The organism is Gammaproteobacteria bacterium (assembly GCA_029880545.1).
Classification (GTDB): Bacteria; Pseudomonadota; Gammaproteobacteria; order Acidiferrobacterales; family SZUA-150; genus JAOUOD01.
Genome location: JAOUOD010000014.1, coordinates 60,523 through 74,591, shown reverse-complemented (window position 1 = coordinate 74,591; position 14,069 = coordinate 60,523). Strand labels below are relative to the sequence as shown.

The window sequence follows — 14,069 nt, the reverse complement described above, 5'->3', positions numbered from 1 at the left end:
AGCCAGGCATAAGACGCGGCACCCGAATGAATAACAAAGGCGCACCCGAAGCCGTAACATAAAGACAATCATCATGGCCAAAGAGAACAGCGAAACCAGCACCATTGAAACCAACAAATTATATCAGCAGGTAAAGGATAGGGCCGACCTGGTTGATTTTATTGAGCGCCGCTGCGGTATATCACCCAAGCGCACAGGCAAGACGGTGCGCTTTAATCCCTGCCCGTTTTGCGGCCACAATGATTGCTTTTCTGTGCTGGGCGATCGGCTGGATGGATACAAGTGCTACTCCTGCGATGCCACCGGCGACGTGTTCACATTCGCGGAGCGCTATGACAACTTGCCCAAGGGCAAGGCGCTGCGCGCCGTGGCCGATGCCTTTGGTGTGACACTACCTGCGCCGAAGGCGCAACAGGATCCGCGCAGTGAGCCGGCCGGGCCTAACCCGCTGCAGGCAGTACTCGAAGCCGCAGTGCTGCACTATCGTGACGTGCTCAGCAAGCGACCGGAGAGCAAGACCTATTTAACCACTGCCAAACCGGATGGCCGCGGTCACAATGACAAAACCATCGACGCGATGGAGATCGGCTTTACCGATGGCAAGCTGGCCGAGGCGCTGCAGAAAAAAGGCATACCGCTGGATCAAATCACCCAGGCTGGTTTGTATGTTGAGCGCCAAAAGGATGGCCAGCCGCCGCAGTGGAAAGATTTTTTTGTGCCGGGTGTATTCATATACCCGCACCGCACTGAGCTCGGTGATATTGGCCACTTCACCATCAAGGACCCGAGAAAGAAAATTGATTACCAGCTGCGCACGGAGAACCGGCTGAACGGCCTGCAATGGGGCAACCAGCGCGCGATACACCATGACACCGTGATCCTGGTTGAGGGTGAGAATGATCTTGCCAGCTTCCTGGATGTGGGCATCCGCAATGTTATGGCTACACTCGGCCAGCTGAGTGAGCAACAGATTCAATGGCTGCTGACGCACTCCAACGGCAAGCATTTTATTATCTGGTTTGACTATGATACCAAGTATGGCACCAATGGCCAGCCGCCGGCCGGCATCAAGTACACACGAAAACTCTACAACCATTTGCTGCGCCAGCCGGATTGCAAGGTATCCGTGGCCAGCGCCTGGATGACGCCAGGCGAAGATCCTGATGACTGGATACAAAAGGACAAGGACACCGCGCCGAAGCGCATCCAGTCGATCATCAAAAAGGCGCATCATCCTTTGCTGTGGGAGCTCAAGGTGCTGCCGCCGGATGTGAGAGATGACGCCAGCGCGACACTAAACCACCTGGAAGAGATCAGCTATTTTGAGCTGCTGGGCCTGGTGGCGGACCTGCAGCGTGATGCCATTGTGCTGGAGATGCAAAAGATCGGTTTCTCGCGCGATGCCGTGCTGGAAAACATCAAAACAGGCTATGGCTTACTCGATCAAATCGAAGACATAGAAGAGAAGTGGAATGTCGGCGCAAACCGGTCAAAGCTGCCTGAGGGGTTTATGCGCGAGGTGGCCAAGTGCATTTGGGATCACTTCAAAAGCCATGGCAAGTTTTTTGTGTCTAATGACATATTACATCTCTTCTACCATCACAAGATCTACAGCATTGGCGGCAATACCGCCTGGGAGGCATTGCTGCACAAAGAGGCGCAGCTGAACAGCACGCAGCAGCTGGCCAAGTTTGTCAACGCTGAGATCAAATCGCTTTGCTATAACCGTGGCGATCGGCTGGAGGCCTTCTCCTGGGTGCACATGCTCGATGATGGCACCGGCCCGACTGTTTATCTGAATCTGAAAGATCCCGCCAACAGGATCATGAAGCTGTCGGCCAACAACACCGAGCTGATGGAAAATGGCACCAATCCGCATGCGGTGCTGCTGGCTGAGTCCAGCCAGATGAAGGAATTTGTTTTTGATTCCGAGGTGAATGTGGCCGCCGGCATGCGCGATCTCAAAGCGTTGTTTTTTGATGTGCTCACCTGCGAACCGGCCCAGCGCTACCTGGTGATGGCATGGACATTGGCTGCCTACCTGCTGCCGATTACTCAGACCCGGCCGCTGATGAAAATGGAAGGCGGCAGCGGCAGCGGCAAGACTACGGCCGCGCGCTTTTGCTCACTGTTGCTTTATGGTGCCGATATGGTCGGCCGGTCCAGTACGGCCGGCGATTATTCGATGGGATCCACTGAGCCGCTGATCATCAAGGACAACCTGGAAACCGATGATATCAACAAGCAATCGCTCAATTTCCTGCTGCTGGCGGCAACAGGGGCGACCAACATCAAGCGCAAACACGGCACGGAGAGCGGCATTACCGCCGAAAAGCTGGCCTGCCTGGTCTGTATCACCGCCATTGAGCCGTTTTCGAAGCCTGAACTGATCAACCGCACCTATATCATCGAATTTTCCAAACGGTTCCAAAACAATGAATTCGTGGAAACCAGCACCAGCATGAAGCTGCTGGGGCGCCGCAACGAAATCATGAGCGCATGGCTGCAGGTGCTGGCAGATGACGTTCTGCCGGATCTGGCGAAGCGTGAGACGTATATAAAGTATATCCGGGAGCAGCATCGGCAATTCTCCAAGGATCGCACATCAGAATTCATGGCTTTGCTGACACTTCTCGCCAAAGCGCTGCTCAAATACATCCCATTGCCTGAGGAGCTGAAAATTGATGCCGGCGACCGTGCGCCGGAGTTTGTGCTGTTGGATGAGTGGATCCGCTACCAGGACACCCATGCGAAACAGAGTGAGCAGGGCACCAACGCCGTGCTGCAGCTGCTGGAAGGCCTGCGCCGTGTGTTCCTGATCGACTTCTCGCGCCAGGCTGAGGCCGCAGATAACAAAGTCTGGTGCAGCATGATGGGCATGGAGGTCGAGCGAGAGGCCATCAAGGATGAGGCGGGCGATAACACCGGCCGCCAGGTGTATTGGTTCCTGGCTTCGACAGGGGAGCTGCTGGCCATGATGCAGCGATACGGACGCGAGTACGGCATCAAGGTGCCATTCCAGAATGCCAAGCAGCTGGGTGTGCGCATCAATAACGAGCTGCACACGATTGAGGCGGCCGGGTGGAAAGTGACCCACCGGAAAGTGATACACGGCACCCGCTATGCAGAATTCAGCTGGCGTGACGAATAAACGCGCCGAAGGCGCAACAGGTCGCGCGCGCTATTTTTCAATGACTTATGAGGGTTTCTTAATTTTTTTGTCATGAAATCGGGAAATAGAGGCGGGTATTTGTTGAAACACTTGCACCCGGAGCACCCTGAGGCAGGTGTTTTATATATAACTTATTGATAAATAATATTTTTTTAATTCTGAATTATGGGTGCAAGTGAGGGTGCAAGTTGGGTGCCCCGGGTGCAAGTTGGGTGCAAGTGGTCAATGTTTCAAATTCACTTCCACCCATTTAAGGCATTGAAATGAAAGAGAAAATTGTAAAAAGTGGAAGTGAAGGGTGCATGAGGTGCAGCAGGTTGCACCCTGTTTTTTATTATCAAATTCAACAGGTTGCGCCATTTGGGTGCCCCGGGTGCAAGTGATGAGCACATTGGTTGACGAATATTTGAGCTGGATGGAATTCAATAACGGCCGCAGTGTGGCGACGTGCGATAAATATGGCCGGTATCTGAACCAGCTCGCCGCTGCTTTAAAAGTGAAAGGCAAAACCCTGCGCATGGCCAATCTGGAGGATCTGCTGCAGTTTGCCGGCATCGATGCTTTCGAACGCAAGATGGCAGCGAGCACCAGGCGCACCATGGTTGCCGCGATCCGTGGTTTTTATGAATGGCTGTATAAGCGCCGCGAGATATCGACCAACCCGGCCGCGGCGATGCCATACCCGAAGGCCGGAAAAAAGCTACCAATCGCGATGAGTTTGTCAGCCCTTGAGCAGATCCTGCGCCAGCCTGACCTGGAAACGTTTATTGGTGTACGAGATCTCACCATCATGATGATCATGGCCGGCTGCGGCCCACGTGTCAGTGGTGTGGTCGGCCTCAATCAGTCGGATCTGATCAGCTACTCAGACCAGGCCGGCCAGCACCTGGTGATCAGATTCAGAGAGAAGGGTAAAAAGGAGCGCCTGGTACCGGCACCGCATGAGACCAGGTTAATACTGCATGCATACCTCAATCACCCTGAGCTTGATGGCATTGATCGATCACTGCCCAATGGTGACCAGGTGCTGTTTGTCAGCACCAGGAACAGGCTGACAGCTGCGCACGAATATCATGGAGAAGCGCGCCGGCTGTCACAGCGCAGCGCCCAGGACAGGATCCAGCACTACGGTGAGGCTGCCGGCATACCGAAAGATCAGATGCACCCGCATGCCCTGCGCCACTTGTTTGGTGCTGAGCTGGCCGAGGAGGATGTGGGTATTGATCTGCGCCAGGTGCTGCTCGGTCACGAGGATCCCAAGACCTCGGTGATATACAGCCACATCGCCCACCGTAAGCTCCGCGCCATCATCGACGCAGCCAATCCACTAGGAAAGATCAACACGCCCACCACTGCACTGCTGGAGGCTCTGAAATGATCAGCGCACACGTGTTTGCGGGTTCATTTGGTGCACGGAACTCCACTTTGCTGAGGCTGAACCATGGCACTTGCTCGGTGTTTGCAGGGTGCTGCGCACTGTCCGGAACTCGCCCTAAATACGGCCAAAAACAAAACACTAACGAATTGCGCCTTATGACAAAAAGCGCAATTCAGCCCATCCACCAACTAACAGGATCAATGAGTTATGAGTGCCATGAATAGTGAAAAGCGCAATTCAAAACACGGAATGACTGACCAGGTGCAGAGGGTGGGGGGTCGGCATGAGTATATGCCCCTCGCCCTGGAGGGGGGTGGGTACCTGGATATATGCAATATTTCAAAACCCGCCTACCGCGGCGCGACCGATCCGCGCCTGGACATACTGCGCAAGCTCGGCCTGAGCGATGCCTGGCTGGCCATCGCCACTATAGTCGGCTTTGATGAATTCATTTTTTCCTGGGCGATCATGGATGATGAAACAGCAACAACAGCATTGAGCGCGATGCCCAGGTTTAGCCGGTTCAAGAAATACGTGCGCGATCAGATGATCATGGATCTCGCCAGCGCAGGAAAATCCCCGGAGGAGATTAGGGCGACAATCAACAAAAAGCTACGTGATACCAGGTCGGTGCGTCACATCAAAAGAATCATAGAAGGTGGTAATAGGTAACAATGAAAACCGCAGTGATATATGCGCGAGTCTCTGACCAGAAGCAGGTGGAAAAGGATGTTTCCCTGCCTGCTCAGCTTGATGCCGGCAGAAAGAAGGCCGAAGAGCTGGAGGCCGATGTTATCAAGGAATTTGTGGATGAGGGTAAATCTGCGTTTTCATCGGCTACTGGCCGGCAGTCTTTCCTTGATGCAATTGAGTACTGCGAGATCATGGAGATCAATTATCTCATTGTATGGTCAAGCTCCCGATTCGCGCGCAACCGGTTCGATGCGGTTATTTATAAAAAGCGCCTGGACGAAAACGGCACAAAGCTGATCTATATAGCGCAGTCTGTTGATCGAGAGACCGATATTGGCCGCATGATGGATGGCTTTTTGGAAATCGTTGATGAGGCAAAATCATTGCAAACCTCAGCCGATACCACACGATCAATGATCTCGAATGCCAGGTCAGGATACTTTAACGGTGGCGCCACACCGTATGGCTTCAAGGCCATGCCTCACCCGGATAATGAGAAAAGAAAAATACTGAAACCACTGCCGGAGGAGGCGGAAGTGGTGCAGCTGATTTTCAAACTGAAAGCAGTGGATCGCCTGGGGGCGCTAGGTATATCTCACTATCTCAACGAGCACGGCTATACGAACAGAGGCCGCAGTTGGCGGAAAAAGGCTGTATTGAACTTATTGCGGAATGATACTGTGATTGGCCGCATTGTTTTTGGCCGTCGCAGCCGGCGTGACAAAAAAAAGCTTCGACCAAGAAGCGAATGGATTATTGTTGATAGCCATGAGCCCATCATACCTCTGAACTTGTGGAGCACAGTGCAATCCATTATGGACAGCGAGACCAAAGAGGATGCCGGCGCAGCAAAATCTAACCGGGCTTTTGCTGGGTTGCTCACATGTAACTGTGGCGCGAGTATCATGGTGCAAACTGCATCAGGCAGATCAGGCGTATATGCTTACTATGTTTGTCGTGCAGCGTACTATGAAAAAAAGCACGTTATGCATCGATTGAAGGTGGATGAAACAGAGCAATGGCTGCTGGATGTTGTGCTGGAGGAGCTGATTACAGAAGACAGGCTGAAAATAATCATCCGGGAGATGGATAAAAGGTGTGGATCCTGGGCCCAGGATGTTGCCAAGCGGCGGCGCAAATTGGTGACAGAGATTGAAAATATCGAACACAAAAACAGTAACCTGTTTTCTCTGCTGGAAGAGTATGGCCGACTGGCTCCCAACCTCGGCGATCTCACCAAGCGCCTGCAGACAAATAATGCGAGACTTAAAAAGCTGGAAATTTCACTAAAAGAGCTTGATGCAGAAAAAGCGCCGGAGACAACGGTTACTCTTGATCATGTTTCTCAGTTGCGTGAGGCCATGCTGGAGCAGCTTACCGGGTCCAAAAAATTAGCCAATGCGTTCATGCGGAAATTTGTAACAAAGATAAAACTGTTTATTGATGGCACAGCCGAATATTCTGAAGATGGTGAAAATCCGGCCGAATTGGAGTACGTGCCGGAGCTGATGCTTGGCTCTACTGTGGTTCATATTGGTGGAAAATGGCTCCCCGGGACGGACTCGAACCGCCGACCAAGAGATTAACAGTCTCCTGCTCTACCAACTGAGCTACCGGGGAATCGGAAAGCGCGCGTATGGTACTGATGCCCCCGCGGGTGGTCAAGCCGTAACACAAAGTTTTACGGGCAATTGGTCAGGATCTCGGCTTCCGACGCGTCTTCGACCCGGATTGTTCCGGTATTGGCCATTACAATTCGTCGGCCAAGGAGATCCGCCCCGGAAAAATCGCACAGCCAGAAGCTGCCGGCCTTGTTGCTTTTGCCGACGGGCAGGTAGCTTACATAGTAGTTGCTGTGTCCCGAGGCTCGCCAGCGCAAGCGTAACCCGGGTGCCAGTGGCTCATGTCGCTGGATGATGTCTTCTCCAGGATCAGCCAGCTTGTTGCCGTTGGTATCGACAAAGGTGACCCAGCCGTACTCCCATTGCGCAGCTCTTTCGCATTCACTCCCTGAGGCGCTCTGACAGAGACTGACGGGCGCATTGCGCGTAATGGCAGCAGACCTGGCCAAACGCAGCGAAGTAATGACGTCGTTGGTCAAGATGCTCAGCTTTTGATTTCGCAGCAGACGGGAGAACCCGGCACTCCCCGAGGCGAGTATCACACTGAGAACGGCGAGCGTGACCAGCAATTCAATCGTGCTAAATCCGATGTGACAGGGTTTCCTGGTGCGAAATTTTGACGTACCAACAAACATGCGCCGCCATTGGCGGGTCTGACAGACTCCATGCATAACAATCCTCCTTGATTGTGTGCTGGCTGTGTAGTTCCGGGCATCCGAGCCCGGGCTCGTGGCGGATTATCCTGATCCGGCCACGTTTGATTTTTGTGCTTAGCGACCGAGCAGGTCGGCTATGCGGTCCAGTGCAGCGTCCAGGTTTTCCATGCTGGTGGCAAAGGACAACCGGAGGTAGCCTTCGGCGCCAAACGCGGAACCGGGCACCAGGGCAACACCGGCCTCGTTCAGAATGTATTCGGCCAGCTCGACATCGCTGTTGACGTTGGGGTTGGCGGCAATGACCTTGCGGAAATCCGGGAAAGCGTAAAAAGTGCCATCAGCCGGCAGGCAGTGTACGCCGTCCAGCGCGTTCAGCCGGGCGACAACGTGGTCATGGCGCTCTTTAAACGCCTTAAGCATGGGCGCGATGCAACCCTGGTCGCCGTTCAACGCCGCCTCGGCCGCGACCTGCGCGATTGATGTCGGATTGGACGTGCTCTGCGACTGGATTTTTTTCATGGCCGCCATGAGCGGCTTGGGACCGGCCGCGTAACCGATGCGCCAGCCAGTCATGGAGTAGGCCTTGGAGACGCCATTAAGGACGATGGTACGGTCCAGCAGGTCCGGGCATACAGTGACGATGTTGCTGAAAGGCTCATCGGTCCAGAGTATGTGCTCATACATGTCATCAGTAGCGATGACGATGTCCGGGTGCTTGCGCAGGACATCGCCGAGGGCGACCAGTTCTGCGCGTGTATAAGCGACACCCGTGGGATTGGATGGGCTGTTGATCACGAACAGCCGGGTTTTTGCCGTAATGGCTGATTCCAGCTGTGCAGGCGTAATTTTAAAATGCTGCTCAATACCGGCCTCAATGATCACCGGCGCCGCATCGGCCAGCAGTACCATATCCGGGTAGGAGACCCAGTAGGGCGCGGGAATAATAACTTCGTCACCTTCATTTAACAGCGCCTGGGCCAGATTGAAAAAACTGTGCTTGCCACCGGCGGATACCAGGACCTGGTCAGCAGCAAAGTCGAGGCCGTTATCACGCTTGAACTTGTTGATAATCGCCTGCTTCAGCTGAGGCGTGCCATCTACCGCCGTGTACTTGGTAAAGCCGTCCTGGATAGCCTTGATGGCAGCGGTTTTGATGTGTTCCGGGGTGTCAAAGTCCGGCTCACCGGCGCCAAGGCCGATAACATCCTTGCCGGCGGCGCGCAGTTCACGTGCACGATTGGTAACAGCCAGGGTGGGCGATGGTTTGATGCGCTGGACGCGATCTGATAAACGACTGATGCTCAACTTTTTGATCTCGCGTGTGATTGCCCGGGCCACCATCCTGTCTTCACCGGGTGCGGTAGGCAGAGTTACTGTTCGGCGCTAATATACCTGTCCTTTGAAAAAACGGGTAGATCATGACCCAAGAATTTTGCCTGACCAGTGACTACCAGCCCTCGGGCGACCAGCCACAGGCGATACGTGAGCTGGTCGCAGGAATGCAATCTGGCGAACAATTTCAGACGCTGCTCGGGGTAACAGGCTCCGGCAAGACCTTTACTGTTGCCAATGTAACGGCCACGCTGCAGCGGCCGACCATTGTGATGGCACCCAACAAAACCCTGGCGGCGCAGCTGTACTCGGAATTGCGGGACTTTTTCCCGGGCAATGCGGTTGAGTATTTCGTTTCCTATTACGACTACTATCAACCTGAGGCGTATGTGCCGTCGTCTGACACCTTCATCGAAAAAGATGCCTCGGTCAATGACCATATCGAGCAAATGCGGTTGTCGGCCACCAAGGCGATACTCGAGAGGCGCGATACGATCATTGTCGCCACGGTGTCAGCCATCTATGGCCTCGGTGACCCGGCCGCCTATCACGGCATGATTCTGCACCTGAAGCAAGGTGACCTGATGGACCAGCGCGCCATACTCAAGCGCCTGGCCGAGTTGCAGTACACGCGCAATGATGTCGAGCTGCGCCGGGGAACGTTCCGGGTGCGCGGCGACGTGATAGATATTTTCCCGGCGGAATCGGAGCGGCTGGCGGTGCGCATCGAGTTATTTGGCGATGAGATCGACAACCTCGCCGAGTTTGATCCGCTTACGGGCGAGATCAATCAACGCATGACCCGTACGACCATCTACCCCAAGAGTCATTATGTGACGCCAAGGGAGAAAGTACTTGCTGCCGTGGAACATATTCGTGATGAACTCAAGGTGCGACTTGCCGAACTCAGGGATAACGACAAGCTGGTAGAGGCCCAACGCCTGGAGCAGCGCGTCCAGTACGACATGGAAATGATGCAGGAACTGGGGTACTGCAACGGTATCGAAAACTACTCGCGTCATTTATCCGGTCGTGCACAGGGCGAAGCACCGCCGACACTGATCGATTATCTTCCTGATGATGCGATCATGGTTATAGATGAGAGTCATGTGACCGTTCCCCAGATCGGCGCCATGTACAAGGGCGACCGGTCACGCAAGGAGACCTTGGTTGAATATGGATTTCGATTGCCATCAGCCCTGGATAACCGCCCTTTGCAATTCGAAGAATTTGAAAAGTTGTTGCCGCAGACAATCTTTGTCTCGGCGACACCGGGGCCCTATGAGCTCGAACACACTCATGGCGTGGTTGTTGAACAACTGGTTCGCCCAACCGGCCTGGTGGACCCGGAAGTGGAGATACGACCGGTGGGCACGCAGGTGGATGACCTGCTTTCCGAGATCCGCAAGCGCGTACAAAAAGATGAACGTGTACTGGTGACCACATTGACCAAGCGCATGGCTGAAGACTTGACTGAATACTATTCAGATAACGGCGTCAGGGTGCGCTACCTGCATTCAGACATTGATACAGTCGAGCGGGTAGAGATTCTGCGCGACTTGCGAGCTGGGGAGTTTGATGTGCTGGTAGGCATCAACCTTTTGCGTGAAGGCCTGGATATTCCCGAGGTTTCATTGGTAGCCATACTGGATGCGGACAAGGAGGGCTTCCTGCGATCGGTCCGTTCTCTTATCCAGACTATCGGGCGCGCGGCGCGCAATCTCAATGGCATGGCCATTCTTTATGCTGATCGCATTACCAACTCCATGCGCCAGGCGCTGGATGAGACCAGTCGCCGCCGGGAAAAACAGGTTGCGCATAACAAGGCTCACGGCATCACGCCAGAAGGAGTCAAAAAAGCTGTGCGCGATATTATTGATGGCGTAACCGCTCCCGCGCCGTCCAAAAAATCCGGTAACCTGCGAACCCGGGTTAAGGTCGCCGAGATGCCTGAAGAATACGAAACCTTAACCCCGGGCAAGCTCGGTAAGGTTCTGGAGCAACTTGAAAAAGAAATGTTCAAACATGCTCAGAACCTGGAGTTTGAAAAAGCTGCAGAAATTCGCGATAAAATCAAATCCCTGGAGATGCGTACGTTTTGTTAGACCTTCCATGCATCCCTTTTCATAAAAAGATTCATTGCATTCTCTGGAATATATTCCTGAAGACCGCCGTCTAATAAAGCGCAAACTATCTTTTACCCGTTACGGCGCCTGAGTTACCGGATAGTTCGTGCCTTTAATGTAGCTAGACGTTTATCTGAAGCATGACTACATTGAAATTAAGGTGCGCGTATAGCTGTATTAGTATGATTATATAAAACATATAAAAAATATATAAATTACGAAAATCGTTAAATAGCCAACACGATGCTTGGGAGCCGAAGATCGGTGGTTTGGGTTTTCAGCGAACACTATTGACTGTCACTGGCATGGTGGAAGAGGAGTCCGAGATGAATGTTTCCTGTATCAAGCAGGCCGTTGTTGCTGCGGTATTGTTCCCGTTAGTTTTATTGTCGTCACCGGTCACAGCGGAAAACGGGTCACTGACCTGGGCCGGCTGCGGTATCTCCAAAAAGGCATTCATGGGCGAATTGGCCAAAGCCTTTGAGCAACGTACCGGGGTAAAAATTGACCTGAAAGGCGGCGGCGCGACCCGGGGTATCCGGGAAGTTTCCAATCGAACCCGTGATGTAGGCGGCGCCTGTCGCCACACCCTGGAAGATCCCAAGACCATGTCCACCAATCCCGAAGAGCGCCGGGTTCGGCTGGATCCCGTGGCGTGGGATGCGTTGGTAGTCCTGGTGCACAAATCCAACCCGGTCAACAATATTACGCTTGCCCAGGTCCGGGATATCTATGATGGCAAGATTAGCAACTGGAAAGAGCTTGGCGGCAATGATGCCGAGATTCAGCTTTTTGTCCGAAAAGGCAAGATTTCCGGTGTTGGCCGCACGGTGCGGGAATTGATTTTCAGTGATTATGAGAAAGAATTCACGAGCCGGGCGACCGTTGTTAAATCATCCGGCCCGCTCGAAAAAGCCATAGAGGGCAATGCGGTCAACGGCATCGCCATCAGCGGCATCAGCAGTGCCCGAAAGCGGGACGTCAAGCTGTTGCAACTGGAAGGCAAGGAGCCCAGCTATGAAAATATCAGGAATGGCCAGTACCTGCTTTACCGGCCGCTGTACCTGGTGACCCACCTGCAGAATCGTGACCCGGACGTACTGCGTTTCATGGAATTCGCCCACAGCGACGAAGCCAAGGACATCATGCGCAAGGCCGGCACCGTCCCGTACGGTGATGCCATCGATCTCTGGCTGAAATATCTCGCCCAGGTGCGCAAGGCCCAGGAGCAGGGGTTGAAGCTGTAAATCTCAGCACAATCTGCAGTCAATTCAACCGGCACTTCGAGAATGTGCATTGGTGCCGGGTTAAATTGAACCTCATTTAGCAGCCGGGCATTCGACTAATGCCAGGTTGACCCATGAAGAATGCTTTGACTAGCCAACCTCGGCACTCAACGTGTAAACTATACAAATATCCGGTAAATACCTAAAGCCGAAAGAGGCATGCCGGGCAAATGGTGTTTGGCTACCCAGTACATACGTTAAGTTTCACGATCGAGGTTCATGTACAAGGGAGGGCTGTATAATTAATCACGCATTGAAATAAGTCATAGATTGAAAAAAATACATTTCTTCTCATTGGTTGATTTACAGGCGCGAATGGCCCTGAAGGCGGAAGCGTCAAGACTTTACCTTAGTTACTTATGGTGGGTCATTGAGCCGCTTCTTTATGTAGCAGTTTTCTACCTGGTATTTAATATATTTCTCCGATCAGGCAGGGAAGATTTTCTGGTGTTTTTGATTGTTGGTAAAATCCCGTTCTTGTGGTTTTCAAAAAGTGTAACGCTGGCTTCAAACAGCATTGTCGAGAACAGGGGCCTGATTAGCCAGATTGATCTACCGAAAACACTATTTCCATATGTTTCCGTTTTTGGGGCCCTGTACAAGGAGTGGGTAGTGTTTCTGGTCATGCTGATGTTGGTTGCGCTCCATGGATATTACCCTGACTTGAGCTGGTTCTGGCTAATTCCTGTATTTGTTGTTCAGTTTCTCTTTATATTATGTTGCGCCCTGATTGGCGCATTCCTGGTAAGTTACGTGGCTGATATCAGGATGATTATTAGCATGGGTATGATGTTTTTAATGTTCACATCGGGAATTTTCTGGGACATTAACGATATTGCAGATCCAAACAAGCGTGCACTTTTGTTTCTCTTTAACCCTGTGGCTTTCTTTATTGATTCATACAGAAAGGTTCTGGTAGACCATGGTGTAATAGACTTAGAGCACCTGCTGGCGATAGGTTTTGCGTCATTGGTCTTGTTGGCATTGCTGCATTTGGTGTTCGGCAGATACAGCAAGCAACTTGCTGCGCGGGTCTTAGCGTTATGAGTGGCACATCAAACCACATAATGACTGTCAACAACTTGAGTATCAAATACACCAATAAGAGAGGATGGTCTACTGTATTTGAGCATATTGCTCTTGATGACATATCATTCCATATCAATCAGTCCGAGGTGCTGGGGGTGATTGGACGCAATGGCTGCGGGAAAAGCACACTTCTTCGTGTTCTCGCAGGCATTGTACCTGCCAGCACAGGAATCGTTCACTGTAACCCGAATATCACGCGCTCGTTGTTAACGCTTGGATTGGGATTCCGCCAGGAGCTATCGGGGCGCGATAATGCACTAATTAGCAGCATGTTGCAGGGCGTCAACAAAAAAGTCGCTCTACAGAAAATGGATGAAATGCATGAATTTACCGAATTAGGAGAATTTTTTGATCAGCCAGTACGGACGTATTCTGCCGGAATGCGAGCCAGGCTGGGTTTCGCACTCGCTATAATAAACAGCGTAGACGTATTGTTTATAGATGAAGTGCTTAGTGTGGGTGATGCGAAATTCCGGGCAAAAGCAGAACAGGTTATGACCAACAAGCTGAATTCCGGTCAAACAGTGGTTTTCGTCTCCCATAATATTGCCCAAGTTAATAAGATTTGTGATCGCATAATATGGATTCGCGATGGGAAAATATATCGCACAGGTGCACCAAAAGAGGTGACAGAAGAATACAGGGAATATATGGCCCAATAACAAGCATAAGGATACTAGTTACGGGCCTTCCATTTTGAAACAGCGTGATCAGC

Annotated in this window: 9 protein-coding genes and 1 tRNA gene; 7 read left to right on the top strand and 3 right to left on the bottom strand. The window is 52.4% G+C overall.

Annotation, left to right across the window (positions count from 1 at the left end):
• Window positions 1-73: 73 nt before the first annotated feature.
• The 3 genes from OEZ10_13825 to OEZ10_13815 all read left to right on the top strand — a co-directional run bounded on the left by OEZ10_13825 (window position 74) and on the right by OEZ10_13815 (window position 5,222).
• Entirely contained in the window at window positions 74-3,151 is a 3,078-nt protein-coding gene (locus tag OEZ10_13825; GenBank protein ID MDH5634047.1) for a CHC2 zinc finger domain-containing protein, read from the top strand.
• A gap of 403 nt (window positions 3,152-3,554) precedes the next feature.
• Window positions 3,555-4,550, top strand: a complete 996-nt coding sequence (locus OEZ10_13820) for a tyrosine-type recombinase/integrase (GenBank protein MDH5634046.1) — start codon at window positions 3,555-3,557, stop codon at window positions 4,548-4,550.
• 207 nt (window positions 4,551-4,757) lie between these two features.
• Window positions 4,758-5,222, top strand: coding sequence for a hypothetical protein (locus tag OEZ10_13815; GenBank protein ID MDH5634045.1), 465 nt, complete (start codon window positions 4,758-4,760; stop codon window positions 5,220-5,222).
• A 1,565-nt stretch (window positions 5,223-6,787) separates the two neighbouring features.
• Here OEZ10_13815 and OEZ10_13810 read toward each other — a convergent pair.
• The 3 genes from OEZ10_13810 to OEZ10_13800 form a co-directional block, all read right to left on the bottom strand.
• Window positions 6,788-6,863: transfer RNA gene (locus OEZ10_13810), tRNA-Asn, on the bottom strand.
• A gap of 61 nt (window positions 6,864-6,924) precedes the next feature.
• Window positions 6,925-7,536, bottom strand: a complete 612-nt coding sequence (locus tag OEZ10_13805) for a GspH/FimT family pseudopilin (GenBank protein MDH5634044.1) — start codon at window positions 7,534-7,536, stop codon at window positions 6,925-6,927.
• Window positions 7,537-7,635: 99 nt separating this feature from the next.
• On the bottom strand, window positions 7,636-8,862 hold the full coding sequence (locus OEZ10_13800; protein ID MDH5634043.1) for a pyridoxal phosphate-dependent aminotransferase: 1,227 nt from the start codon (window positions 8,860-8,862) through the stop codon (window positions 7,636-7,638).
• A 77-nt stretch (window positions 8,863-8,939) separates the two neighbouring features.
• Between OEZ10_13800 and uvrB the strand changes: the two genes are divergently transcribed.
• The 4 genes from uvrB to OEZ10_13780 all read left to right on the top strand — a co-directional run bounded on the left by uvrB (window position 8,940) and on the right by OEZ10_13780 (window position 14,016).
• Window positions 8,940-10,958: an excinuclease ABC subunit UvrB gene (gene uvrB / locus OEZ10_13795; protein ID MDH5634042.1), complete on the top strand. Its 2,019-nt coding sequence runs from the start codon at window positions 8,940-8,942 to the stop codon at window positions 10,956-10,958.
• Window positions 10,959-11,305: 347 nt separating this feature from the next.
• Window positions 11,306-12,226 carry a phosphate ABC transporter substrate-binding protein gene (locus tag OEZ10_13790; GenBank protein ID MDH5634041.1) on the top strand — a complete coding sequence of 307 codons (921 nt, stop codon included), beginning with the start codon at window positions 11,306-11,308 and terminating at the stop codon, window positions 12,224-12,226.
• Window positions 12,227-12,535: 309 nt separating this feature from the next.
• Entirely contained in the window at window positions 12,536-13,312 is a 777-nt protein-coding gene (locus OEZ10_13785; protein ID MDH5634040.1) for an ABC transporter permease, read from the top strand.
• Window positions 13,309-14,016 carry an ATP-binding cassette domain-containing protein gene (locus OEZ10_13780; protein MDH5634039.1) on the top strand — a complete coding sequence of 236 codons (708 nt, stop codon included), beginning with the start codon at window positions 13,309-13,311 and terminating at the stop codon, window positions 14,014-14,016. Before OEZ10_13785 ends, OEZ10_13780 begins: the two co-directional genes overlap by 4 nt.
• The last annotated feature ends 53 nt before the right edge of the window (window positions 14,017-14,069 follow it).

Bases quoted from the DNA above. Each gene is read 5' to 3' on its own strand.
- OEZ10_13825 (MDH5634047.1), top strand. From the start codon at position 74: ATGGCCAAAGAGAACAGCGAAACCAGCACCATTGAAACCAACAAATTA.
- OEZ10_13820 (MDH5634046.1), top strand. From the start codon at position 3,555: ATGAGCACATTGGTTGACGAATATTTGAGCTGGATGGAATTCAATAAC.
- OEZ10_13815 (MDH5634045.1), top strand. From the start codon at position 4,758: ATGAGTGCCATGAATAGTGAAAAGCGCAATTCAAAACACGGAATGACT.
- OEZ10_13805 (MDH5634044.1), bottom strand. From the start codon at position 7,536: ATGCATGGAGTCTGTCAGACCCGCCAATGGCGGCGCATGTTTGTTGGT.
- OEZ10_13800 (MDH5634043.1), bottom strand. From the start codon at position 8,862: ATGGTGGCCCGGGCAATCACACGCGAGATCAAAAAGTTGAGCATCAGT.
- uvrB (MDH5634042.1), top strand. From the start codon at position 8,940: ATGACCCAAGAATTTTGCCTGACCAGTGACTACCAGCCCTCGGGCGAC.
- OEZ10_13790 (MDH5634041.1), top strand. From the start codon at position 11,306: ATGAATGTTTCCTGTATCAAGCAGGCCGTTGTTGCTGCGGTATTGTTC.
- OEZ10_13780 (MDH5634039.1), top strand. From the start codon at position 13,309: ATGAGTGGCACATCAAACCACATAATGACTGTCAACAACTTGAGTATC.